Source organism: Pseudomonas sp. A-RE-19 (assembly GCF_019956555.1).
Lineage (GTDB): Bacteria > Pseudomonadota > Gammaproteobacteria > Pseudomonadales > Pseudomonadaceae > Aquipseudomonas.
On the sequence record NZ_JAHBDQ010000009.1, the window covers coordinates 63,817 to 87,498 of the forward strand.

Annotated in this window: 20 protein-coding genes, 1 tRNA gene and 1 pseudogene; 13 read left to right on the forward strand and 9 right to left on the reverse strand. The window is 59.1% G+C overall.

Annotation, left to right across the window (positions count from 1 at the left end):
- The first annotated feature begins 6 nt into the window (after window positions 1-6).
- Entirely contained in the window at window positions 7-630 is a 624-nt protein-coding gene (locus KGB14_RS06970; RefSeq protein WP_223485138.1) for a DJ-1/PfpI family protein, read from the forward strand.
- A 160-nt stretch (window positions 631-790) separates the two neighbouring features.
- Entirely contained in the window at window positions 791-1,345 is a 555-nt protein-coding gene (locus KGB14_RS06975) for a DUF2867 domain-containing protein (RefSeq protein ID WP_317851016.1), read from the forward strand.
- Here the strand turns inward: KGB14_RS06975 and KGB14_RS06980 are convergent.
- From KGB14_RS06980 to KGB14_RS07010, 7 genes and pseudogenes are all read right to left on the reverse strand, one after another.
- A pseudogene (locus KGB14_RS06980) lies at window positions 1,315-1,407 on the reverse strand (IS66 family transposase); the annotation flags it as partial. The gene KGB14_RS06975 and the pseudogene KGB14_RS06980 overlap by 31 nt on opposite strands.
- Before the next feature lie 237 nt (window positions 1,408-1,644).
- Window positions 1,645-1,720, reverse strand: a tRNA-Gly gene (locus KGB14_RS06985).
- A gap of 63 nt (window positions 1,721-1,783) precedes the next feature.
- Window positions 1,784-2,344, reverse strand: a complete 561-nt coding sequence (gene pgsA, locus KGB14_RS06990; protein ID WP_223485140.1) for a CDP-diacylglycerol--glycerol-3-phosphate 3-phosphatidyltransferase — start codon at window positions 2,342-2,344, stop codon at window positions 1,784-1,786.
- Window positions 2,345-2,377: 33 nt separating this feature from the next.
- A complete protein-coding gene (gene uvrC / locus KGB14_RS06995; protein ID WP_223485142.1) occupies window positions 2,378-4,201 on the reverse strand; it encodes an excinuclease ABC subunit UvrC in 1,824 nt (607 codons plus the stop codon).
- A 2-nt stretch (window positions 4,202-4,203) separates the two neighbouring features.
- The gene (gene uvrY, locus KGB14_RS07000) at window positions 4,204-4,845 is read right to left on the reverse strand and encodes a UvrY/SirA/GacA family response regulator transcription factor (protein WP_008015884.1); all 642 of its coding nucleotides are present in this window, start codon (window positions 4,843-4,845) and stop codon (window positions 4,204-4,206) included.
- Between the two features lie 127 nt (window positions 4,846-4,972).
- On the reverse strand, window positions 4,973-5,416 hold the full coding sequence (locus KGB14_RS07005) for a GNAT family N-acetyltransferase (RefSeq protein ID WP_223485144.1): 444 nt from the start codon (window positions 5,414-5,416) through the stop codon (window positions 4,973-4,975).
- Complete coding sequence (locus KGB14_RS07010; RefSeq protein WP_223485146.1) at window positions 5,417-6,175, reverse strand: carbon-nitrogen hydrolase family protein; 759 nt, start codon at window positions 6,173-6,175, stop codon at window positions 5,417-5,419.
- Window positions 6,176-6,801: 626 nt separating this feature from the next.
- Between KGB14_RS07010 and KGB14_RS07015 the strand changes: the two genes are divergently transcribed.
- Window positions 6,802-7,881, forward strand: coding sequence for a 3-deoxy-7-phosphoheptulonate synthase (locus KGB14_RS07015; protein ID WP_223485148.1), 1,080 nt, complete (start codon window positions 6,802-6,804; stop codon window positions 7,879-7,881).
- 68 nt (window positions 7,882-7,949) lie between these two features.
- Here the strand turns inward: KGB14_RS07015 and KGB14_RS07020 are convergent, their stop codons facing one another.
- The gene (locus KGB14_RS07020) at window positions 7,950-9,002 is read right to left on the reverse strand and encodes a hypothetical protein (protein ID WP_223485150.1); all 1,053 of its coding nucleotides are present in this window, start codon (window positions 9,000-9,002) and stop codon (window positions 7,950-7,952) included.
- A 338-nt stretch (window positions 9,003-9,340) separates the two neighbouring features.
- On the opposite strand from KGB14_RS07020, the gene KGB14_RS07025 reads away from it, so the two are divergent.
- The 10 genes from KGB14_RS07025 to KGB14_RS07070 all read left to right on the forward strand — a co-directional run bounded on the left by KGB14_RS07025 (window position 9,341) and on the right by KGB14_RS07070 (window position 22,440).
- Entirely contained in the window at window positions 9,341-10,222 is an 882-nt protein-coding gene (locus tag KGB14_RS07025; RefSeq protein WP_223485152.1) for a lipase family alpha/beta hydrolase, read from the forward strand.
- A 104-nt stretch (window positions 10,223-10,326) separates the two neighbouring features.
- Window positions 10,327-10,608, forward strand: a complete 282-nt coding sequence (locus KGB14_RS07030) for a peptidylprolyl isomerase (protein ID WP_223485155.1) — start codon at window positions 10,327-10,329, stop codon at window positions 10,606-10,608.
- A gap of 135 nt (window positions 10,609-10,743) precedes the next feature.
- A complete protein-coding gene (locus tag KGB14_RS07035; RefSeq protein ID WP_223485156.1) occupies window positions 10,744-12,612 on the forward strand; it encodes an extracellular solute-binding protein in 1,869 nt (622 codons plus the stop codon).
- On the forward strand, window positions 12,612-13,673 hold the full coding sequence (locus tag KGB14_RS07040; protein WP_223485159.1) for a microcin C ABC transporter permease YejB: 1,062 nt from the start codon (window positions 12,612-12,614) through the stop codon (window positions 13,671-13,673). Before KGB14_RS07035 ends, KGB14_RS07040 begins: the two co-directional genes overlap by 1 nt.
- Window positions 13,673-14,695 (forward strand): ABC transporter permease, encoded by a 1,023-nt coding sequence (locus tag KGB14_RS07045; protein ID WP_223485161.1) that lies wholly within the window; start codon window positions 13,673-13,675, stop codon window positions 14,693-14,695. Before KGB14_RS07040 ends, KGB14_RS07045 begins: the two co-directional genes overlap by 1 nt.
- Before the next feature lie 27 nt (window positions 14,696-14,722).
- Window positions 14,723-16,303 carry an ABC transporter ATP-binding protein gene (locus KGB14_RS07050; RefSeq protein ID WP_223485163.1) on the forward strand — a complete coding sequence of 527 codons (1,581 nt, stop codon included), beginning with the start codon at window positions 14,723-14,725 and terminating at the stop codon, window positions 16,301-16,303.
- Window positions 16,304-16,451: 148 nt separating this feature from the next.
- The gene (locus KGB14_RS07055) at window positions 16,452-17,867 is read left to right on the forward strand and encodes a sigma-54 interaction domain-containing protein (RefSeq protein WP_223485165.1); all 1,416 of its coding nucleotides are present in this window, start codon (window positions 16,452-16,454) and stop codon (window positions 17,865-17,867) included.
- A 289-nt stretch (window positions 17,868-18,156) separates the two neighbouring features.
- Window positions 18,157-19,548, forward strand: coding sequence for a GntP family permease (locus KGB14_RS07060; protein WP_223485166.1), 1,392 nt, complete (start codon window positions 18,157-18,159; stop codon window positions 19,546-19,548).
- Between the two features lie 7 nt (window positions 19,549-19,555).
- Window positions 19,556-20,329 (forward strand): 3-hydroxybutyrate dehydrogenase, encoded by a 774-nt coding sequence (gene hbdH / locus KGB14_RS07065; RefSeq protein ID WP_223485168.1) that lies wholly within the window; start codon window positions 19,556-19,558, stop codon window positions 20,327-20,329.
- Between the two features lie 155 nt (window positions 20,330-20,484).
- Window positions 20,485-22,440: an acetoacetate--CoA ligase gene (locus KGB14_RS07070; RefSeq protein WP_223485170.1), complete on the forward strand. Its 1,956-nt coding sequence runs from the start codon at window positions 20,485-20,487 to the stop codon at window positions 22,438-22,440.
- Between the two features lie 126 nt (window positions 22,441-22,566).
- On the opposite strand, the gene KGB14_RS07075 is transcribed toward KGB14_RS07070, so the two are convergent.
- On the reverse strand, window positions 22,567-23,676 hold the full coding sequence (locus KGB14_RS07075; protein WP_223485171.1) for a PilT/PilU family type 4a pilus ATPase: 1,110 nt from the start codon (window positions 23,674-23,676) through the stop codon (window positions 22,567-22,569).
- Window positions 23,677-23,682 lie beyond the last annotated feature (6 nt).

The following is a 23,682-nucleotide window of genomic DNA, read 5'->3' on the forward strand; positions in this document are numbered from 1 at the left end:
CTCGCCTTGAAGAAAATCGTTCTGGTTGCTTTCGACCAATTCACTGATATCGACCTATTCCTGATGTGGGACATATTAGGCCGCAACACTGAGGACTGGCACGTCCGAATATTGGGTTCCAGCTCTATCGTGCGATCGGCGCACGGCCTGCCTGTTCCGGTGCACGGTCCGCTTTCCGAGGCCAATAGCGCCGACGCGGTACTGTTCGTCAGCGGCAAGGAAGGGATACCCGCCGCACTTGCCGCTCCAGATTTCCTGCCGTCGTTTGAACTTGATTCCAGACGCCAGCGAATCGGCTCCATATGCGCCGGGGCCTTCATTCTCGAACGGCTTGGGCTGCTCAGCGGCCAGGCAACTACACACCCGGATGCACGATCGGGCTTGCAAGCTCTGGGACTCGAGCCCGTGAACCAGCCTCTTGTATGCCAGGGGAACGTTGCAACCGCTGGCGGATGCCTTTCGGCGCTCTATCTGGTGGGATGGTTGGTAGAATCCTGGTTCGATGTCGACAAGCGCCGTGCGACGTTGCTCCCTGTTCTGCCAACTGGGCAGCAAGAGCTCTATGATGCCTTGATCGGGCTCAGTATCCGACAAGGAGAAGTTGGCGCCTCAACAGGGAATGAACAGTGAGCGCGGTTGTCCCTGTCCGGCTTGAAAGTCGGGTAACCGTCACTTCTAAGCTAGACAAGCACTGACAGGGCGACGAGGCGCGTTATACGACAAGCCATTGCAAAGAAACGTGACATGGCAGGTCGCCTAATTGGTAGTTAGATCTCAGGAGAGATCCCCGATGCCCAGAGAGTTCGAGTTCATTACGTCCGTGCCAGTCCCCTCGAGGTCCGGCATCTCCCACTTTTACAAGTCGATGAACCTAGCGGACGCTTTTGCGATTCGGCTCCCCGCGGGCACATCTAGCAATCCAGATTTGCTGGCTCGATTCATCTTTTCCCACCAGCCATCCTGGATCGGATGGCTCATGAAAGTCCGAGACACTATCGTTGCCTGTTTCGGTCTCAAGACAGCCAAACACTTGGCATCACTTGCTAATCGGATTGGAGTCTTCAAGGTCTATAGCACGAACCAGACTGAAATCGTGTTGGGAGAGGACGACAAGCACCTCGACTTCCGGATATCGGTTCTGTGTTCTGGAGAGTCAGAGCCAGAAGGCAGTCGCCAACTCGTTTTTTCAACCGTGGTCCAGTGCCACAACCGTCTGGGCCGGGCCTACATCTTCGTTATTGCCCCATTTCACCGCTTGGTTGTTAAGGCCAGCCTCCTCCGCGCAGCGCGCGTCGGTTGGCCTCTGGCCACCTTGTCGATGGGCACGGCCCCGTCTTCCAAGTAGCGCGTCAGCGCTACCCAGCGTTTAAGGCTGTAATCCAGAGTTTTGGCCGTTGCTGATCCATTGCGCATCACACGATTGAGGAAAGATGTACGGGTTCCAGCAATGCATCCTCTATCTGAAAACTGGCACGTTCTGGGCCCGGATTTCGATGTACATTTTAATGTACAAAAAAAGCGTGGCTGGGGGTGGTTTTCAGTAGAGATCACTAGAACGAAAAAAGGTTGCGGAAAGAACCAATGAAGAACTTTTCTTTGGACGAAAAAAATGGACCTCTTTTCAGAGATCCATTTTTTAATGCTTGGAGCGGGAAACGAGACTCGAACTCGCGACCCCGACCTTGGCAAGGTCGTGCTCTACCAACTGAGCTATTCCCGCGTCTTGGTGATGCGCATTCTATAGAATCCACATCCCCCGTCAACCCCTTGATTCAAAAAAGTTTTATTTATTATCCACGTCCGTTTTCAGATGCGGCCAGGCAGCCCGCAAGTATTGGACCATGGACCACAGTGTCAGGCCCGCAGACACCAGCAGCAAGGCGTAACCCACCAAGACCCAGAAGCTGAAGTCCGACGGATTGGCCAGCAGGATCACCAGCGCCAGCATTTGCGCGGCGGTTTTCCATTTACCCAGGTTCGACACCGCTACGTGAGCGCGGGCACCGAGTTCGGCCATCCATTCGCGCAGTGCCGAGACGACAATTTCGCGACCGATGATAACGGCGGCCGGCAGCGTGAGCCACAGGTTGCCATGCTCTTGCACCAGTAAAACCAGGGCAACGGCGACCATCAGCTTGTCCGCAACAGGATCGAGGAAGGCCCCGAACGGTGTGCTTTGTTCCAGACGACGGGCCAGGTACCCGTCCAGCCAGTCAGTCGCGGCGGCAAATGCGAAGACCGAGGCGGACGCCAAATAGCTCCAGTGGTACGGCAAATAAAACAGCAAAATGAAGATCGGGATGAGCAGGACGCGTAGAACGGTAATCAGATTAGGGATATTCATCGGCACAACTGGCTACGAGGTGAGTTGGGCATTCTACTCGCTGTGCAGATTTGCATAAATCAACTCCGCGAGCTTTTTGCTGATTCCGGGTGCTTTGGCGATCTCTTCGATGCTGGCACGAGACAGCTCCTGCAATCCACCAAAATGTTTCAACAAATCGCGTCGACGTGTCGGTCCGACGCCGGCAACGCCCTCAAGTGTAGACGTGCGCCGAGTTTTCCCACGACGTGCGCGGTGCCCGGTAATGGCGAAACGGTGCGCTTCGTCGCGTATCTGCTGGATCAAATGCAGCGCGGGAGAATCGCCGCGCAAGGTGAATTCGTGGGCCGCGTCGTTGAGGTACAGGGTTTCAAAACCGGCCTTGCGCGTCGCGCCCTTGGCCACGCCCAAAAGAATCAGGTCAGGCACGGCCAGCTCATTGAGCACGTCACGGGCCATCGATAGCTGACCTTTACCGCCGTCCACCAGCAGGATGTCCGGTAACTTGCCCTCCCCGTCCTTCAATTTGCTGAAGCGTCGGGTCAGGGCCTGGTGCATCGCGGCATAGTCATCGCCCGGCGTAACGCCTTCGATGTTGTAGCGTCGGTAGTCGGATTTTATCGGGCCTTCCGGGCCGAACACCACACAGGACGCCACGGTGGCTTCGCCGCTGGAATGGCTGATGTCGTAGCACTCAAGACGTTGCGGCGGCTCGTCCAGTTTCAGCACTTGGGCCAGGGCATCAAAACGTGCCGCAACGTGTTGCCGGTTCGCCAGACGTGCGCCCAGCGCTTGCTCGGCATTAGTGACCGCCAATTGCTGCCAGCGCGCTCGGGTGCCGCGGACACGATGACTGATCGTCAGTTCGCGACCGCGTAATTCTTCGATGGCGGCGATCAGGGTCGGGAAGTCTTCGTGAACCACGTTGACGATCAGCTCGCTCGGCAAGTCGCGCTCGGGACTGCTGATGAAGTATTGGCCGAGAAACGCCGCCATGACTTCGGAAACGTCTTCCTCAATACCCACCTGAGGAAAGAAGTTCTTGCTCCCCAACACTCGGCCTCCGCGCACGCTGATCAAGTGCACGCAGGCGCCACCTGGATTGACGAACGCCGCTATCACATCGACATCACCCGTCCCGCCTTCCATGCTCTGCTGATCCTGGACCCGACGCAGCAATGAGATCTGGTCGCGCAACTCGGCGGCGCGTTCGAACTCGAGGTTGACCGCTGCTTCCTCCATGGCCGCAGACAACTCGTCCGCCAAGGCGTTGCTGCGCCCTTCAAGAAACATCACCGAGTGGCGTACATCTTCGGCATACACCTCGGGCTCCACGAAACCCACACATGGCGCCTTGCAGCGCTTGATCTGATATTGCAGACAAGGTCGAGTGCGGTTTTTGTAAAAGCTGTCTTCACACTGACGAACAAAAAAAGCCTTTTGCAGCAGACTCAGGCTTTCGCGAATCGCACCTGCGCTGGGATAAGGGCCGAAATATTTGCCCTTGGCCTTTTTCGCGCCGCGATGGATGCTCAAGCGTGGGAACTGGCCATCCGAGAGAAAGACATAAGGGTAGGATTTGTCGTCGCGCAGCAGGATGTTGTACGGCGGGCGCCATTCCTTGATCAGCGTCTGCTCGAGCAGCAAGGCCTCGGTTTCGTTGGCCGTGATGGTGGTTTCGACCTGGGCGATACGGCCAACCAGCGCAGCGGTCTTGGGGGCAAGACCGGTTTTGCGGAAGTAGCTCGCCAAACGCTTCTTGAGGTTTTTGGCTTTGCCGACATAAAGCAGGCGTGCATCGCTGTCGAACATGCGATAAACACCCGGGCGCCCGCTAACCGTCGACAGAAAAGCGCTTGGATCAAAGGCATCAGTCATTTTCAGAGGCTGGCATCAACCATGCCGTGACGAACCGCCAGCAGCGTCAACTCGACATCGCTGCTGATCGAAAGCTTCTCGAAAATTCGGTAACGGTAGGTGTTCACTGTTTTGGGTGACAAGCACAGTTTGTCGGAGATGATCTGCACCTTCTGACAACCGACAATCATCAACGCAATCTGGATTTCCCGCTCAGACAACGCGTCGAAGGGTGAATCATTGGTTGGCTGGAAGGATTTGATCGCCAGCTGCTGGGCAATCTGCGGGCTGATGTAGCGTTGCCCGGCAAATACCAGGCGAATAGCCTGGACCATTTCCGGTAATCCCGCGCCCTTGGTCAGATAGCCTGCCGCACCGGCCTGCAACAATCGGGTAGGAAACGGATCTTCCTCGCACACGGTGACGGCGACGACTTTGATGTCGGGATGACTGCGCAATAATTTGCGCGTGGCTTCAAGACCGCCGATCCCGGGCATCTTGACGTCCATCAGCACCACATCGGGCTTCAACTCACGCGCTTTGAGCAGGGATTCCTCACCTGATTCAGCCTGGCCGACTACTTGCAGGCCATCGATGTCAGCCAGCATTCGTGTAATGCCTGTACGAACGAGATCATGGTCATCGACTACTAGCACCCTAATCAAGCAGACACCTCGCGATTTGGTCTTATTGGGTTGCCGGACACCTTAGCAAAAAGCGACTGACAGACCTAGCGGCAAGCAACATATAAAAAGTGTCAATTCTTCTTGCAAGGCTTGCCACCTGCGTGTTTCAGCGATGCAGTTCATTGATATCCCGCTGCATTCTCAGGAAACACTGGTCTTTGCCGACCACCTTCAGGCCCTTTCTCTCGTAAAGCACTTTCGCCGGATTATTTTCAAAAACCGTCAGGCGCAATGCAGGGCGTCGCTCCTTGCACGCCATGGCAAATACCTGATCAATCACCCATGAACCGGCACCCTGCCCTCGAAACGCTTCAAGTATCTGCAATTCACGGATGTACAAGGCGCTGGCGTCACGGCTCAGACTGACATAACCGATCAGCGCAACATCACCCACAATCAGCCAGTTCTCGCGGCCGGCCCAAGCCACATCGAAGGCCTCGTCCAGCCACAACAGATCATGTTGAATGTAGTAGCGAAGCATATTTCGACAAGTCAGGTCACGAGCAAAGTCCAGGTCCTGGGGCCTTGCCGGACGCAATTCGAAACCCATTCAAGCCTCCACCACAGTCACGATTTGTCCTTTCCAGCCGTCAGCATTGCGGCGTGCGACGACCATAAGGTTCCCCGTGCCCGGCGCCACCACAATCAACGTCCCGTCCGCCGCCCAGATTGCACTGCGTCCTGCCGACGCCCAGCCACCGGTTACGCCACCATGGTTGGCCATCAGCACCGCCATCGAATGGGTGCAAGCATAGCCTTGCAATAGCGCGGTATCTGGAGCGTAGCCGTTTTCTGTAATCAACACGCCCGCGGCATAAAGATCAGCGCCCTGCCGTGCCGCGGCTGCCGCGTGACTGGCGTGAGAAAAATCGGCGCAGACCGCCAGCGCGACGGTGTCGGTACCGACCTTTAATGTCGAACCGCCCGTTCCCGGGGAAAACGCCACTTCCTCGCCCGGGTGCAGATGCTGCTTGCTGTAAACCCCGAGCGAACCATCGGCACCGAACACCAGAGCACCGATCAATACCGGCAACTCGTCCGACAGACGAATCGGCATCCCAACGACACTGGTCACACCGACTTCCTGCGCGAAATCGCGAAGCGGTTGCAGCACTCCGTCGTCTGGTGCGATGGCCAACTCCGCCGCCAGGCCGCGCTCGTATCCGGTCAGCGATAACTCGGGAAACACCAGCAACTGCACACCCTGCTCAGCGGCAACCTGCATGAAGCGCCGATGCCAGGCAATATTGGCGGCAAGATCACCGGCGATAGAGATCGTTTGCGCGGCGGCAATGGTCAGTGTCGTCATGGTTCGTCCTTGTGGCGTTGTGGTAGTTGGGCGCAGCGCAAAGTGTGTCATAACCCCTGACGTACTCAAGCGATAGAAAAGCCCATGATCATCGATAGCATTTTCTGATTGAATCTGCGTACCGGCCTCTAGTAAGCTCGGCGCATTCATCGGAGACAGACCATGCTCAACGCCCTCTCACAGCTTCATACCGCCAGCGCCCCGCGCTCGGTTGCGGCTGCCTGGGCGAATGACGTTTGTGCTTCGGTCAGCTTTTATTTTGGGTATTGGTTTAGCCACTGGCGCGCCTGATACCCACACGGCGCCCACTTTAAAACGGGTCGCCACCAGAGAATTCTCAACCCCCGGTCGGCCTCCCGACCGGGGGTTTTGTTTTTTCAGCCCTGAACAGTTTTGCGTCAACCAGACCATTTGAGGATTCACGACATGAACTACGCCACTTATTACCGTTACGACAGTTTTACCGCCTGGCGATTTAGCAGCCTCCGCTCGGGACAGCCTGCCGCCTCCGATCGGTCACCCACAGGTGGCAAGCACACACACGCAGCCAATCCGGCCAATTGTCGAACACCCCAGTAGGGCGAGCGCGCGGGAACGAACCCGCCGCCAGCCCAGGAAGCCCGAATATGAACTCGTCCGCCTCTGCTCTGCCGCTGTCCACCCTGAGCCCTGCCAATGAAGCGTTGACCTTGCGTCTGCCCAGCTCATTGCAGCTCAAACAGCAATTACCCCTCAGCAACGCCCTGACTCGGCAAGTCGCCGCCCACCGTCAAGCGGTTCGCGCGATCCTCAACGGTGAAGACTCCCGTCTGCTGGTCATCGTCGGGCCCTGCTCGCTTCACGATCCCCGCTCAGCCCTCGAATACGCCGCCAACCTGGCCCGCCTGTCTGCACACGTCAGCGATGAGATGCTGCTGGTGATGCGCGCCTACGTCGAAAAACCCCGCACCACGGTCGGCTGGAAAGGCCTGGCCTACGACCCGCATCTGGATGGCAGCGACGACATGGCGGGCGGTTTGACGCTGTCCCGCGAATTGATGCGAGACATGCTCCAACTGGGTTTACCCGTTGCCACTGAACTGCTGCAACCGATGGCCGCCGGCTACTTTGACGACCTGCTGAGCTGGGTAGCGATTGGCGCCCGTACCACCGAATCGCAAATCCACCGGGAGATGGCCAGCGGCCTGAGCATGCCGGTAGGGTTCAAGAACGGCACCGATGGCGGTGTGGCTGTCGCCAGCGACGCCATGCGTTCGGCTGCTCATCCGCATCGCCATTTCGGCGTCGATAGCCAAGGGCATCCTGCAATTATTCAGACACAGGGCAACCCCGACACCCATCTGGTATTGCGCGGGGGCCATCGAGGGCCGAACTACAACCGCGACAGCATCGCCCAGGTACACAGCGATTTGACCAGGCTCAAGATCCCGGCGCGGATCATGGTCGACTGCAGCCATGCCAACAGTGGTAAAGACCCGTTGCGTCAGCCAGCCGTGTTCAACGACGTGCTTGAACAACGGCTGCAAGGTGATCGTTCGCTGGTCGGCATGATGATTGAAAGCCATTTGTTCGAAGGCTGCCAGCCGTTGAGCCCTTCACTGCATTACGGCGTGTCGGTAACGGACGGCTGCCTGGGCTGGACAGGGACGGAGCAGTTGTTGCAGCAGGCAGCCGAGCGACTTCGTGCTCAGCGCCGTACTCAATAGCTAAAGTGACCAGCGCCCGCCTTCCGGTTTTCAATCGAAAACCGGAAGGCGGTTGACGTTAAACCGGTTTACGACTGCACTTGCACCAGCGTGGCTTCGGACTGCTGGCTCACATCATCGAGGCGCTCGACCGAATAGGCTACTCGGACCGTCAAATCCCGATGTTCACGCCAGAACCTGTAGGGAACGATAAACACCAGCGGTTGACCGGCCATTTCCCTCGAAATCTCACGATCATCACGATGATTGAAATGCTCCCCGTCACATTTCAGATAGACCAGCTCGCCCTCTTCCGCCTGGGCATTGTCGATCACGACGGTGACACCATCGATCGCATCTTGCAGATCCAGCCAACCCTCATCGGCTTCCAGCACGGTCGGAGGCAAAAGCGGCCCTCGCTCCAGCGGGCCTATCAACAGTTGTACAGGCTCCGAGAAGCGTGACGCTTGCCCCTTCCGCTCGACGCAGTAGCTAACCGTAACGGCTGCCCCGAGATTGGGGGCAATACAGTCGGGATCTACCCAGAATGACAGTTCACCGCCGACTGCAAAGAATTCGACTTTCAATGTGTCATCGAAGCTCGCTTGTGGCGTAACACCTGTCCAGGACAGCAAGACCCGATCACCAACCGCCATCCGTGCATACGGTTTGATCGTTATGCGCACGCCCTCGGCAACCCTGTCCGGATCGAGCGTGCCGCCCACCGCATCGTCAACAACCAGAGGCAGCAACGCTGGCCGGACGTCACCGACATTCAGGTATAAACGCCTGGACTCCACAGGTTCACAAAGGAGGGCGCTGTAGAGCGCGTAGTAAACCTCGAGTGAACCACCGTCCAGTGCGGCAATGTGCGCGCCCCCTACGCAAAAGACCATCGCCCTGCCCACCTGAGCTTCGCTGACAAAGCGCGACACTTCATGCCGATACAAAGCCCCCTGCGCATCGATACCTGACCAGTACATGACCAGTTTGTCTCCGCAGGCCATGTCCGGGTAAGGCGCGACGGTGATAATGGCCTTATTGTCGGCCGGATCGAGCGTGGCGTTATCCGCCTGATCCAGCTGTGGTGCCGCCATGCATTGCTCTAAAACGCTCAAGTAATCGGCTTTATAAGTAGTCATTCATACACTCCAGTCCTTGGAATCAATGCCGCCTTGAGGTCGGCATCGAACGAAGCCTATTGAAACCCGTGGTGCTGATTCTCGCTGCCGGACAATCGCGTCGGTTTGCACGGTAAAAGGACGTTTCAGAGGTAGGTCATTACGAAGAAGTGTGCAGCCATCGTTAAAAGGATGTCCGGATATTCCGACCAAGACCTCATGTTCATTCGAGCTTTCGTACAATTTCTATTCCGTTTTCATCAGGTTACAGCGGCTTTTTCATACATCGCCGAGCAGGTGGTGTGCTTTAGAGTGCCCCCTTGAGCACACACCTGACCTACTGCGAAAAAGGAATGTACATGCTACGGAATGCAACCACTCAGTATCCGATCCTGCTGGTCCATGGGCTATTCGGCTTCGATCGCATCGGCAATCTGGAACTGTTCCATGACGTCAAACTGGCCCTGAGAAGCGCTGGCGCTCGGGTCTTCATCCCGCATCTATCGGCGACCCACAGCAATGAAGCCCGCGGAGAACAACTGTTGGCACAGATTGACCGGGTTCTGGAAGGAACCGGTGCAAGCAAAGTCAACCTGATCGGTCATAGCCAGGGCGCATTGGCGGCACGATACGCCGCGGCGCTGGCACCAGAAGCAGTCGCTTCGGTGACATCGGTCAGCGGGCCGAACCACGGCTCGGAACTGGCCGATTTTTTGCGCAAGGCGCTGACGCCCGGGCGCCTGCCAGAGCATGTCGCCGCAGCGGTGGCGACCCTGTTCGCCGACTTCCTGTCGTTGCTCAGTGGCAACCGGCATCTGCCGCAGAATGCAATCGCTGCGCTCAACGCACTGACCACCGAAGGCGTTGGCGCATTCAATGACCAGTACCCTCAAGGATTGCCGAAAACCTGGGGCGGCAAGGGCCGCGAACTGGTCAATGGTGTGCGTTATTACTCCTGGAGCGGCACCTTGCCGGCAAACAGCCTTGTCGAGGGACTCCATGCGCTGCATCCACTGCATGGGTTCCTCCGGGCCTTTTCCCAATACTTCACCACCGAAGCCGAGCAGAACGACGGTATGGTCGGCCGATTCAGCTCTCATCTGGGTAAAGTGATCCGTTCGAACTATCCGCTGGATCATCTGGACAGCCTCAGCCAGACAACCGGTCAGGTCCGCAAGGGCATCGACCCGATCGTCCTGTATGTGCAGCATGCCGAACGCTTGAGAAATGCCGGCCTTTAGGCAATGCCATAAAAGCAGCATATGAACGGAACTTTGAGGGAGAAATAGCCCACTGAATCCGGTAGGCTCCACACTTTATTGAACATTGAATGGAGAGTTTTCCCATGGCCAAAGCCACTGCCCGTCACATCCTGGTTTCCAGCGAAGAAAAGTGCAACGAACTCAAGGCCCAGATCGAGGCCGGTGCCGATTTCGCCGAAGTTGCCAAAGCCAACTCGTCCTGCCCGTCCAGCCGCCAGGGCGGTGACCTGGGTTCGTTCGGCCCAGGCCAGATGGTCAAGGAATTCGACACCGTGGTCTTCAGCGCACCGGTTAACGTAGTGCAAGGCCCGGTCAAGACCCAGTTCGGTTATCACCTGCTGGAAGTGACCAGCCGTCAGGACTGATCAACCCTTGAGTTTGCTACACAACGGCCCGCCTTTTGGTGGGCCGTTGTGTTTTCGTTACGTGATACGGCTGGCGAGGGACGCGCCGCTAGCGTACAAATTGTGGTTATTGACCACCCGGCTCTAAGGCTGACAATGCGACTGGCTTTCCCCACTTTATTATTCACTGCCGTGGCCCTGCTGTTGGGCGCCGCCGGTGTGAACGCGGCACCGCAACATGCATTGACCGTGTACGGTGAACCGGCGAAGTATCCCGCTGGCTTCAGTCATTTTGCCTACACCAACCCGCAAGCACCCAAGGGCGGCACAATGCGTCGTTCGGCGATGGAAATCGGCCATTTCGACCATATCCTTCCATATATAGACAAGGGCATCGGCGTCACGCAGATCGACGGCCTGATCTATTCGCCCCTGGCCCAGCGTTCACTGGACGAACCCTATACCGTGTACGGCCTGGTGGCGCAGAAGATGGAGCGTTCCGATGACGGACTGTCCCTGCGTTTCTACCTGAACCCCAAAGCTCGCTTCGCCGACGGCAAGCCGATCACCGCCGAAGACGTGCGCTACACCTTCGACCTGCTGATGACCCAGGGCAGCCTGCGTTATCGCACGCAATTCGCCGACGTCAAAGGCCTGGAACTGGAGTCACCGCTAACCATTCGCTTCGACTTCAAGAGCAACGAAAACCGCACCCTGCCCCTCGACATCGCCACCTTGCCGGTGCTTCCCGAGCACTGGTGGAAAACCCGTGACTTCGCCAATGGTGGCGGTTACGAACCACCGCTGGGTAGCGGGCCGTATCGCGTGAGCAAGGTCGACTCCGGGCGCAGCATCACCTTCGAGCGTAACGCCGACTGGTGGGGCAAGGATTTACCGGTCAGCCGCGGCCTGTACAACTTCGATCATTTCAGCATCGAGTACTTCGGCGACACCGACGTCGCCCGTCAGGTGCTGCGTGGCGGGGCCTACGACTACAACCGCGAATTCTCCGCCACCGCCTATTCCATCGGCTATGACAGCCCGGCCCTGAGCGACGGTCGCCTGCAAAAGGCCCACCTCGCCAAAGAGGCACCGCAACCGGCCCAGGGCTTTGTGTTCAATCTGCAAAACCCGATGTTCCAGGACCGTCGAGTGCGTCAGGCCCTGGCCATGCTCTGGGATTTCGAGTGGAGCAACCGGCAGATGATGCGCGACCTCTACATCCGCCAGCAGAGCTTTTTTTCCAACACCGGCCTCGCCGCCCGGCAACTGCCCGACGCAGGTGAACGGGCGATTCTCGAACCACTGCGCGGGCAGATTCCCGATGAAGTCTTCACCCAGGTCTTCGAAGCACCGAAAACCGACGGCAGCGGTGTGATTCGCGACAAACAACTACAAGCCCTGGACTTGCTGGAACAGGCTGGCTGGAAACCCGATGGCGATCAACTGGTCAACGCCGAAGGTCAACCGCTGAGCTTCACCTTCCTGATCAGCCAGAACGGCATGGATCGACTGCTGCTGCCCTATAAGCGCACCCTGAAACAAATCGGCATCGACCTGAACATTCGCCGCATCGACGCTTCCCAGTACGTCAACCGTCTGATGTCCCGGGACTACGACATGATCGTCACCGGCTACCCGGTGACCAACTCGCCGGGCAACGAACTGTACAACTACTTCGGCTCCGCGGCGGCCAACGATCCGGGTTCCAACAACTATATGGTGCTGAAGAACCCGGCGGTCGATACGCTGGTCAATGGTCTGGTCCGCGCCACCACCCAGGCCGACATGCTGCGTTACGCCCATGCCCTGGACCGCGTGCTGCAATGGAACTTCTACTGGATACCCAACTATTACCCGCCAGGCAGCTCGACCGTGTGGTGGAACCGCTTCGGCATTCCGTCCGTGCAAGCCAGTAATGACGAAGCCATCGAGAGTTGGTGGGAAGTCAGCACCACCCCCCTGACCAATGAACAGATGACCGCCGAACTCATCAAGCGCGGCAACTCCGGAGGGCCGCACTGATGTGGGCTTATGTACTGAGGCGCTTGCTGCTGATTATTCCGACGCTGGTGATCATTCTTCTGGTCAATTTCGTCATCGTCCAGGCCGCGCCCGGTGGCCCGGTGGAACAGGCCATCGCGCACTTGCAAGGCATCGGCGGCGCGAGTGTCGGGGGCGGTTCCAGCGAAGCCGTGCAAGGCAGTTCCCGTGCCAGTCGCGGGCTCGACCCGAAGCTGATCAAAGAGATTGAAAAGCAATACGGCTTCGACAAACCCGCACCGGAACGCTTGTGGCTGATGCTCAAGAGCTACGCCCGCCTCGACTTCGGCAAGAGCTTTTTCCGTGGTGCCACCGTTACCGACCTGATTCTGGAAAAAATGCCGGTGACCATTTCCCTCGGGCTCTGGGCGACGCTGATCACCTACCTGGTGTCGATCCCGCTGGGCATCCGCAAGGCGGTGCACCATGGCAGCCATTTCGATATCTGGAGCAGCACCGCGATCATCATCGGTTACGCCATGCCGGCGTTCCTGTTCGCGATGTTCCTGATCGTGGTCTTCGCCGGCGGCACCTCACTGAACTGGTTCCCGGTGCGCGGCCTGGTCTCGGACGACTTCGATTCGCTGTCGACCCTGGGCAAAATCGCTGACTACTTCTGGCACCTGGTGCTGCCGGTAACGGCGCTGGTGGTCGGTGGTTTCGCGACCCTGACCATCCTGACCAAAAACTCCTTTCTCAATGAAATCACCCGCCAGTATGTGGTCACCGCCCGAGCCAAGGGCTTGAGCGAACGCCGGGTGCTTTACGGCCATGTGTTTCGCAACGCGATGCTGCTGGTGGTGTCGGGGATTCCGCAGGCTTTCATCAGCGTATTTTTCGCCGGCTCGCTCCTGATCGAAGTGATCTTCTCTCTCGATGGCCTGGGGCGCATGAGTTACGAAGCTGCGGTATCACGGGACTATCCGGTGGTATTCGGTTCGCTGTTCATCTTCACCTTGTTTGGCCTGCTGATAAAAATCATCGGTGACCTCTGCTACACCCTGGTCGACCCGCGCATCGACTTCGCCGCGAGGAACGCCTGATGTTCAAGCTCTCGCCGCTGGGCCGTCGCCGTTTCGAACGGTTCAAGAAAAACCGCCGGGGCTGGTGGTCACTGTGGTTGTTTGTCGGCCTGTTCCTGCTGACCCTGGGCGGAGAACTGATCGCCAACGACCAACCACTGATGCTCAGTTATCAGGGTTCGCTGTTCTTCCCGGCCTTCAAACGCCATACCGAGCAGGAGTTCGGTGGGCAACTGCCATTTCAGGCCGACTACCGCAGCGATTACGTGCAGAAGCTGATCCACAAGGACGGCGGCTGGATGCTGTTTGCGCCGATCCCGTTCAGCGACGACACGCCCAATTACGATCTCAATCAACCAGCCCCCAGCCCGCCGTCGAAGGTCAACTGGCTGGGCACCGACGATCAGGCCCGCGACGTATTGGCCCGGGTGATTTTCGGGGCGCGGGTGTCGATTCTGTTCGCGCTGGCGTTGACCTTTATCAGCGCGCTGATCGGCATCGCCGCCGGTGCCCTGCAAGGCTATTACGGCGGCTGGGTCGACCTGATCGGTCAGCGCTTGCTGGAAGTCTGGTCGGGGCTGCCAGTGCTGTACCTGTTGATCATTCTGTCGGGGTTCGTCGAGCCGAATTTCTGGTGGCTGCTGGGGATCATGGCGCTGTTTTCCTGGCTGGCGCTGGTGGACGTGGTGCGCGCCGAGTTCCTGCGCGGGCGCAATCTGGAATACGTCAAGGCCGCCCGTGCATTGGGCCTGACTGACCGCAAGGTGATCGTGCGGCACATTCTGCCCAATGCGATGAACGCGACGCTGAGCTATTTGCCGTTCATCCTGACCGGGGCGATTTCCACCCTTACAGCATTGGATTTCCTCGGCTTCGGCATGCCGGCCGGCAGTGCATCGCTGGGCGAATTGATCGGTCAAGGCAAGCAGAACCTGCAAGCACCGTGGCTGGGGCTGACAGCGTTTTTCACCCTGGCGCTGATTCTTTCTTTACTGGTGTTCATTGGCGAGGCGTTGCGAGATGCCTTTGATCCAAGATCTTGATCCACGATCATGAAGCGGACTGTTGATATGAGTGACAACCTGATCGAAATCCGTGACCTCAGCGTGGCCTTCAGCGGCCAGACCGTGGTGCGCAACCTGTGCCTGGACATCCGTCCCGGCGAATGCCTGGCGCTGGTTGGCGAGTCGGGTTCCGGCAAATCGGTGACCGCCCACTCAGTCCTGCAACTGCTGCCCGAAAGCGGCACTGAAACCACCGGCAGCATTTGCTATCGTGGCCAGGAGTTGATCGGCGCCGACATCAAGACTTTGCGCGCGCTGCGCGGCAACCGGATCGCGATGATCTTTCAGGAGCCGATGACCTCCCTCAACCCGCTGCACAACATCGAAAAACAGATCGGCGAGACCCTGTTGCTGCATAAAGGGTTGGGCGGCAAAGCGGCGCAAGCGCGGATTCTCGAGTTGCTGCAACTGGTGGGCATCCAGAAGCCCGAAGAGCGGCTCAAGGCCTATCCCCACCAATTATCCGGCGGCCAGCGGCAACGGGTGATGATTGCCATGGCCCTGGCCTGCGAGCCGGAATTGCTGATCGCCGACGAGCCGACCACCGCGCTGGATGTGACGGTACAGCGCAAGATCCTGTTGCTGCTCAAATCCCTGCAACAGCGGCTCGGCATGTCGCTGCTGCTGATCAGCCACGACCTCAATCTGGTGCGCAGCATCGCCCAGCGGGTGTGCGTGATGCACGCCGGGGAAATCGTCGAGCAGGCACCCTGCGAGACACTGTTCACCGAGCCGAAACATCCTTACAGCTGCGTACTGCTGAACGCCGAACCGGAAGGTGAAGCCCTGCCCCGGGACGAGCGCGAAAACGTATTGGAGGTGAATAATCTACAGGTGCAGTTCGCCATCGGTGGCGGGCTGTTTCAGCGCAAAACTTACCTGCGCGCCGTGGACGGCATCAGTCTGAATGTTCAGCACGGCAAAACGCTGGGTATCGTCGGTGAGTCCGGTTCGGGCAAGTCGACCCTCGGTCAGGCGATCCTGCGCTTGCTCGACTCGGCAGGCAGCATTCGCTTTCAGGGTGAGGCGCTGGATGGCCTGACGCAAAAGCAGCTGCGACCGTGGCGCAAGAAGATGCAGGTGGTGTTCCAGGACCCTTTCGGCAGTCTCAGCCCGCGGATGTCCGTGGCGCAGATCATCAGTGAAGGCCTTGAGGTGCACAGCCAGTCCACCCCTGAGGAGTGCGAAGCGCAAGTGATCCGGGTGCTGGAAGAAGTCGGCCTGGACCCGCAAAGCCGCCATCGCTACCCGCACGAATTCTCCGGCGGCCAACGCCAGCGCATCGCCATTGCCCGCGCGCTGGTGCTCAAACCGGCGCTGATCCTGCTTGATGAACCGACCTCGGCGCTGGATCGCACGGTGCAAAAACAAGTGGTCGCCCTGCTCCGCCAGCTTCAGGAGAAATATGGCCTGACCTACCTGTTCATCAGCCACGACCTGGCGGTGGTGCGCGCCCTGGCCCACGACATGATTGTGATCAAGGACGGCAAAGTGGTGGAAAGCGGCGCCAGCCATGACGTGTTCGACTCACCGCAGCATCCCTATACCAAAGAGCTGTTGGCGGCGGCGCATCCGGGGTGGGCATAATCGGCGTCATGCCGTCAGACCGCGTCGCGGCCATCGCGAGCAGGCTCGCTCCCACACTGGATTGCATTAACACCTCAATTCAAATGTGGGAGCGAGCCTGCTCGCGATGGGGTCCGAACAAACACCACACATTCTGGACATGAAGCCCATGAACACCACCGAAAGCCTCAAGGACTACCAGCGCGTTCGCACCCTGGCGATCCGCTCGCTGTTCGAGATCATCGAGCAATCGAGCGAAGGCACGGTGATTGTCGACCGCGACGCGAACATCGTCTGGATGAACGAGCGTTATGCCCGGCGTTTCGGGCTGGAGTCGGCCGAAGGTGCGATCGGCAGGGCCTGTGAAAGCGTGATCCCCGGCAGCCTGTTGCGCGAGGTGGTGCGCACCGGACGGCCAATCCTGCTGGACATGCAGGACACCCCCAAGGAACCGCTGGTGGTGATGCGCCTGCCGATTCACGACGATGCCGGTGCGGTGATCGGCGCCATCGGTTTTGCCTTGTTCGATGAATTGCGTAGCTTGTCGCCGATGCTCAAGCGCTACCTGAGCATGCAGGAAGAACTGGCATCGACCCGCTCGCTGCTGCGAGCGCGGCAAACCAAGTACACCTTCGCTCACTTCATCGGCACCAGCGCCGCCAGCCTGGAAGTCAAACGCCGCGCCCGGCGCAGCGCCAGCGCCGAGTCACCGGTGTTGCTGCTCGGCGAAACCGGCACCGGCAAAGAGCTGCTGGCCCAGGCGATCCACGGCGCCTCGCCTCGGGCGCACAAAGCCTTCGTCAGCATCAACAGCGCGGCGATTCCCGAGGCGCTGCTGGAAGCCGAATTCTTTGGTACCGCCCCCGGTGCGTTCACCGGCGCCGACCGCAAGGGCCGCGCCGGCAAGTTGCAAATCGCTCAGGGCGGCACGCTGTTTCTCGACGAGATCGGCGACATGCCGCTGCCACTGCAAAGCAAATTGCTTCGTGTGTTGCAGGAAAAGGAATTCGAACCGGTAGGCTCAAACGAAGTGATCCAGAGCGATGTGCGAGTGATCGCGGCCACCTCCACCGATCTGGAAGCGGCGATCAAACGCGGCGAGTTTCGTGCCGATTTGTATTACCGCCTCAACGTGCTGCCGATTCAGGTCCCGCCCCTGCGTGATCGCCTCGATGACCTGCCGGCCCTCAGTGAAGCGATCCTTGAAGAGCTGCGCAGTCAGCACGAACTGAACCCCGAAGCCTTGGAGTTGCTGGGGCAACACGCCTGGCCAGGGAACATCCGCGAACTGCGCAACGTGCTGGAGCGCGCGGCGTTGCTCAGTGATGATTTGATGCTGAATGCGACGGATATCCGCGCAGCGATTGGCAGTTTTACGCCGGTTGAGCGTGTGGCGCCTCTGCCCCTTCAACCGATTGCCCATGAAACCTTCAGCGAAGCTCGCGAACGGTTTGATCGACAGTTGATTGAATCCGCCCTCGCGCAATGCGGTGGGAAGGTGATCGAAGCGGCGGCGCGGTTGGGGTTGGGGCGGTCGACGTTGTACAAGAAGATGGTGGCGTTGGGGATTGCCGAGTCTCAATAAAGAGACTCAGATCTACATTGGTAGATATGGCCTCTTCGCGGGCAAGCCTCGCTCCTACAGGTAGTGCACATGTTGTAAATCACCACAACCCCGTAGGAGCGAGGCTTGCCCGCGAAAGCGTCAGCCCAGCCACCAAAAATCTCAATCCAGAGACAAGAACTCACACAGCCATCTCACAACTCAATAATTTCTTTATATTTCAACAACTTAACTTCTGGCACGAAACTCGCTAAAGCCCTCTCCTACAAAAGCTTCACCCTACAAAAATAACAATCGAAGGAGACACACCATGAGTGTGATCATTGCCTTGGCAGCCCTCACGCTGCTGATGGTGGCTGCTTACCGTGGCTACAGCGTTATCCTCTTTGCCCCGATCGCCGCCCTCGGCGCCGTCCTGCTCACCGACCCTTCCGCCGTCGCCCCAGTGTTCACCGGGGTGTTCATGGAAAAAATGGTCGGCTTCGTCAAACTGTATTTCCCGGTGTTCCTGCTCGGTGCCGTGTTCGGCAAGCTGATCGAGTTGTCGGGCTTCTCCCGCTCCATCGTCGCGGCGGCGATTCGCTTGCTCGGCACGCGTCAGGCGATGCTGGTGATCGTACTGGTCTGCGCCCTGCTCACGTATGGTGGCGTGTCGCTGTTTGTGGTGGTGTTTGCGGTCTACCCGTTTGCCGCCGAGATGTTCCGCCAGAGCAATATTCCCAAGCGCCTGATCCCGGCGACCATTGCCCTCGGCGCGTTCTCGTTCACCATGGACGCCCTGCCCGGCACGCCGCAGATCCAGAACATCATCCCCAGCACCTTTTTCAACACCACCGCCTGGGCGGCGCCGTGGCTGGGACTGATCGGCACGATTTTCGTGTTCTGTGCCGGCATGCTGTTTCTTCAGCGCCAGCGCAACAAGGCCCAGCGCAGCGGTGAAGGTTATGGTTCAGAGCTGCGCAACGAACCGGAAACCGCGCCGGACATCAAGCTGCCCAACCCATGGATCGCGCTGTCGCCGCTGTTGATGGTGGGCCTGATGAACCTGCTGTTCACCCGCTGGATTCCGCTGTGGTATGGCAAGACCCACAGCCTCTCGTTGCCGGGCATGGCCGCCCCCGTGACCACCGACATCGCCAAACTGACGGCGATCTGGGCGGTCCAGGCAGCCTTGCTGGTGGGCATCGTCATGGTGCTGGTGTTCGCCTTTCAGACGATTCGCGGCAAGTTGGCCGAAGGCAGCAAAAGTGCGGTCAGCGGCGCGCTGTTGGCGGCGATGAACACGGCATCGGAGTACGGTTTTGGCGCAGTGATCGCATCGTTGCCAGGTTTTCTGGTGCTGGCCGACTGGCTCAAGAGCATTCCCAATCCGCTGGTCAACGAAGCGATTACCGTGACCCTGCTGGCCGGTATCACCGGTTCGGCGTCGGGCGGCATGAGCATTGCCCTGGCGGCGATGTCCGAGAGTTTCATCAGCGCCGCCCACGCCGCCAATATTCCGCTGGAAGTGCTGCACCGGGTCGCCGCGATGGCCAGTGGCGGCATGGACACCCTGCCGCATAACGGCGCGGTGATTACCTTGCTGGCGGTCACCGGTTTGACCCACCGCGAGGCCTACAAAGACATTTTCTGTATTACGCTGATCAAGACACTCGCTGTTTTTGTGGTGATCGGTACTTTCTACGCCACTGGCATTGTGTGAGGTATTCATGACGACTCTTTCGGGCAAGACCGCACTGGTCACCGGTTCCACCAGCGGCATTGGCCTGGGGATCGCCCTGAGCCTGGCCAAGGCTGGCGCCAACCTGATCCTCAACGGTTTCGGCGATGCGTCCACGGTGATTGCCGAAGTTGAACAATTCGGTGGCAAGGTCGGCCATCACCCCGCCGACGTCAGCGACCCGGCGCAGATCGCCGACATGATCGAGTACGCCGAGCGTGAGTTCGGTAGCGTGGATATCCTGGTCAACAACGCGGGCATCCAGCACGTGGCGGCGGTGGAAGATTTTCCGGTGGAGCGCTGGGACTCGATCATTGCGATCAACCTGTCGTCGGTGTTCCACAGCACTCGTTTGAGCCTGCCAGGCATGCGCGCCAAGGGCTGGGGACGGATCATCAACATCGCTTCGGTGCATGGGCAGGTGGGCTCGGTGGGCAAGGCGGCGTACGTCGCGGCCAAGCATGGCGTGATCGGTTTGACCAAAGTGGTTGGCCTGGAAACCGCTACGACAAACGTCACCTGCAATGCCATTTGCCCGGGCTGGGTGCTGACGCCACTGGTGCAGAAGCAGATCGATGATCGCGCCGCGACCGGGATCGACCCGCAGCAGGCGCAACATGATTTGCTGGCCGAGAAGCAGCCGTCCCTGGAGTTCGTGACGCCACCGCAGTTGGGCGAGTTGGTGCTGTTTTTATGCAGCGAGGCCGGTAGCCAGGTGCGTGGCGCTGCGTGGAATATTGATGGTGGGTGGTTGGCGCAGTAACCCAGCGCCAGACCGCGTTATCGTTCTTCGCGGGCAAGTCGGATCGCCGCACCGCTCGCTCCTACAGGATTGTGGCAATTTACGAAAAACTGTATGACCTGTAGGAGCGAGGCTTGCCCGCGAACAGATCTGAAGATAGAAGAAGAGGCCAAGCCATGTCCGACATCCTCTGGCAACCCGGCACCGAGCGCATCGGCAAGACCCGCATGGAGGCCTTCCGGCGTTTCGTCAATCAGCGACACACCCTTGAGATCGCCGACTACCCTGCCCTGCACCAATGGAGCATCGATCAGCGGGACGCCTTCTGGCAGGCCATCGTCGATTTCTTCGACATCCGTTTTCACGATCAACCAGACGCCGTGCTGATAGAAGGCACGCAAATGCCCAGCGCCCAGTGGTTCCCCGGCGCCACCCTGAACTTCGCCGAGCACCTGCTGCGCCGTCGCGACGATGCCGTGGCGGTGGTGGCTATCGGCGAAAACGGCCAACGGGAACAACTGACCTGGGCCGAGCTGGCGAGCCACGTCGCCGGTTTTCAAAACGGCCTGATAGCTGCCGGTGTCGGTCTCGGCGACCGCGTGGCGGCGTGCATGCCGAACACCTGGCAAACATTGGTGGCGATGCTTGCCACCACCAGCCTGGGCGCGATCTGGTCCTGTTCTTCGCCCGATTTCGGCACCCACGGGGTGATCGACCGCTTCGGTCAGATCGAGCCGAAAGTGCTGATCACCTGCGCCGGTTACCGCTACGCCGGCAAAGACATCGACCAGACAACCAAGGTCAACGAAATCCTCGGGCAGCTGCCGTCCTTGCAGCAGTTGATCGTGGTGCCTTACGCACGACCCGAGGCACGCATCGAAGACTTCCGCAGCCAGGCCAACGTGACGCTGTGGGACGATTTCTATGAGCCGGGCGGCGAGCCGCAATTCGTTCCCGTGCCCTTCGCCCATCCGCTGTACATCCTCTATTCCAGCGGCACCACCGGCGTGCCGAAGTGCATTGTGCACAGCACCGGCGGCGTATTGCTGCAACACGTCAAGGAACATGGCCTGCACACCGATCTCGGCGTCGGCGACCGTTTGTTCTACTACACCACCTGCGGCTGGATGATGTGGAACTGGCTGGTTTCGGCCCTCGCTGTCGGCAGCGCTGTGGTGCTGTACGACGGCTCGCCATTTCATCCAGGTCCGGAGCGTTTGATCGACCTGATCGACGATGAACGCATCAATGTCTTCGGCACCAGTCCCAAGTTCCTCACCGCACTGGAAAGCAGCGGCGTGAAGCCGTGCGAAAGTCATGATCTGAGCAGCCTGAAAACCGTGCTGTCCACCGGCTCCGCGCTTTCCCCGCAAAGCTTCGATTACGTTTATCGCGCGTTCAAGTCCGACCTGTGCCTGTCCTCGATGTCCGGCGGCACCGACATCGTTTCGTGCTTTGTGATCGGTAACCCGGTCCTGCCGGTGCGCCGTGGCGAAATGCAGTGCAAGGGCCTGGGCATGGCGGTCGAAGTCTGGAACGACGCCGGGCAGCCTGTGATCGGGGAAAAAGGCGAGCTGGTGTGCACCCGACATTTTCCGGCCATGCCCATCGGCCTGTGGCATGACCCTGACGGGGAAAAGCTGCGAAAGTCCTATTTCAGTCTGTTCCCCGGCGTCTGGGCCCAAGGCGATTACGCCGAACAACTGCCCCACGGCGGCATGCTGATCCACGGCCGCTCCGATGCGGTGCTCAACCCCGGCGGCGTACGCATCGGCACGGCGGAAATTTACCGTCAGGTGGAAAAAGTCCCGCAGGTGCTGGACAGCGTGGCCATCGGTCAGCAATGGCAGGATGATGTGCGAGTGGTGCTGTTCGTGCGTTTGCGCGATGGCGTAAAACTGGACGAAGCGCTGCAACAACAGATTCGCCAGGTCATCCGCGCCAACACCACGCCGCGGCATGTACCGGCGAAGATTGTCGCGGTGACGGACATCCCGCGGACTATCAGCGGCAAGGTGGTCGAGCTGGCGGTGAGGAATGTGGTGCATGGCCAGAAGGTGAAGAACACCGATGCACTGGCCAATCCCGAGGCACTGGAGCAGTTTCGCGACCGCCCCGAACTGAATGATTGAAGCCATAGATCCACTGTGGGAGCGAGCCTGCTCGCGATGGCGCCGGGTCAATCAATATTGATGTCGCCTGACACACCGCTATCGCGAGCAGGCTCGCTCCCACATTTTTGATCAGCGTCGGCCCCTTCAGTCCATCAAATTCCACTCACCCGGCGGTGTATGGGGCCCGGGTTCGGTCTCGGCGTGCAACTTCAGCCGCAGGCGCAAGTTGTTCACCGAGTCCGCATGTTTCAGCGCCTCCGCTTCATCGATCGCGCCCTCGGCAAACAGCTCGAACAGCGCCCCATCAAAAGTCTGCATCCCGACCTCTGAAGACTTCTCCATAATCCCCTTGAGTTCGGAAAGCTCATTGCGCCGGATCAGATCGCCGATGGTCGGTGTTCCCAGCATCACCTCCACCGCCGCCCGACGCTGCCCATCGCGGGTACGCACCAAGCGCTGGGAAACGAACGCCTTGAGATTGTTGCCCAGGTCATGCAGCAGTTGCCCCCGGCGCTCTTCGGGGAAGAAGTTGATGATGCGGTCCAGCGCCTGGTTGGCGTTGTGAGCATGCAACGTGGAAATGACCAGATGACCGGTATCGGCAAACGCCAGCGCATGCTCCATAGTCTCGCGGTCGCGGATCTCGCCGATCAGCACCACGTCCGGCGCCTGACGGAGGGTGTTTTTCAACGCCGCATGAAAACTGCGGGTATCGACGCCGACCTCACGCTGGTTGACGATCGACTTCTTGTGCCGATGGATAAACTCGACCGGGTCCTCAATGGTGATGATATGGCCGCTGCTGTGGCGGTTGCGGTAATCGATCAACGCCGCCAGTGAGGTAGACTTGCCCGAGCCGGTAGCACCGACGAACAGCATCAGCCCTTGTTTGAGCATGACGGTTTCAAGCAGCACCGGTGGCAGTTTGAGGTCTTCGAAGCGTGGAATATCAAGTTTGATGTTGCGCGCCACGATGGACACATCGTTACGCTGCTTGAAAATATTGAGGCGAAAGCGCCCGATCCCCGCCAGGGAAAGCGCCAGGTTCATTTCCAGTTCCCGATCGAACTCCAGGCGTTGTTCGGCGTCCATGATGGACGCGGCGATGGCCGCGACCTCTCCCGGTTTAAACGGTTGATCGCCCAAGGGTTTGAGCACACCATCGAATCGCGCGCTGGGTGGCGCGCCCGTGGACAGGTAAAGGTCGGAGCCATTCTGGCTGGCCAGAATCTGCAACAGTGCATCGATTTCCATGGCAAA

Bases quoted from the DNA above. Each gene is read 5' to 3' on its own strand.
- KGB14_RS07015 (WP_223485148.1), top strand. From the start codon at position 6,802: ATGAACTCGTCCGCCTCTGCTCTGCCGCTGTCCACCCTGAGCCCTGCC.
- KGB14_RS07075 (WP_223485171.1), bottom strand. From the start codon at position 23,676: ATGGAAATCGATGCACTGTTGCAGATTCTGGCCAGCCAGAATGGCTCC.
- KGB14_RS07005 (WP_223485144.1), bottom strand. From the start codon at position 5,416: ATGGGTTTCGAATTGCGTCCGGCAAGGCCCCAGGACCTGGACTTTGCT.
- KGB14_RS07020 (WP_223485150.1), bottom strand. From the start codon at position 9,002: ATGACTACTTATAAAGCCGATTACTTGAGCGTTTTAGAGCAATGCATG.
- KGB14_RS06975 (WP_317851016.1), top strand. From the start codon at position 791: ATGCCCAGAGAGTTCGAGTTCATTACGTCCGTGCCAGTCCCCTCGAGG.
- KGB14_RS07010 (WP_223485146.1), bottom strand. From the start codon at position 6,175: ATGACGACACTGACCATTGCCGCCGCGCAAACGATCTCTATCGCCGGT.
- hbdH (WP_223485168.1), top strand. From the start codon at position 19,556: ATGACGACTCTTTCGGGCAAGACCGCACTGGTCACCGGTTCCACCAGC.
- KGB14_RS07030 (WP_223485155.1), top strand. From the start codon at position 10,327: ATGGCCAAAGCCACTGCCCGTCACATCCTGGTTTCCAGCGAAGAAAAG.
- uvrC (WP_223485142.1), bottom strand. From the start codon at position 4,201: ATGACTGATGCCTTTGATCCAAGCGCTTTTCTGTCGACGGTTAGCGGG.
- KGB14_RS07045 (WP_223485161.1), top strand. From the start codon at position 13,673: ATGTTCAAGCTCTCGCCGCTGGGCCGTCGCCGTTTCGAACGGTTCAAG.
- KGB14_RS07050 (WP_223485163.1), top strand. From the start codon at position 14,723: ATGAGTGACAACCTGATCGAAATCCGTGACCTCAGCGTGGCCTTCAGC.
- pgsA (WP_223485140.1), bottom strand. From the start codon at position 2,344: ATGAATATCCCTAATCTGATTACCGTTCTACGCGTCCTGCTCATCCCG.
- KGB14_RS07035 (WP_223485156.1), top strand. From the start codon at position 10,744: ATGCGACTGGCTTTCCCCACTTTATTATTCACTGCCGTGGCCCTGCTG.
- KGB14_RS07040 (WP_223485159.1), top strand. From the start codon at position 12,612: ATGTGGGCTTATGTACTGAGGCGCTTGCTGCTGATTATTCCGACGCTG.
- KGB14_RS07070 (WP_223485170.1), top strand. From the start codon at position 20,485: ATGTCCGACATCCTCTGGCAACCCGGCACCGAGCGCATCGGCAAGACC.
- KGB14_RS07060 (WP_223485166.1), top strand. From the start codon at position 18,157: ATGAGTGTGATCATTGCCTTGGCAGCCCTCACGCTGCTGATGGTGGCT.
- KGB14_RS07055 (WP_223485165.1), top strand. From the start codon at position 16,452: ATGAACACCACCGAAAGCCTCAAGGACTACCAGCGCGTTCGCACCCTG.
- KGB14_RS07025 (WP_223485152.1), top strand. From the start codon at position 9,341: ATGCTACGGAATGCAACCACTCAGTATCCGATCCTGCTGGTCCATGGG.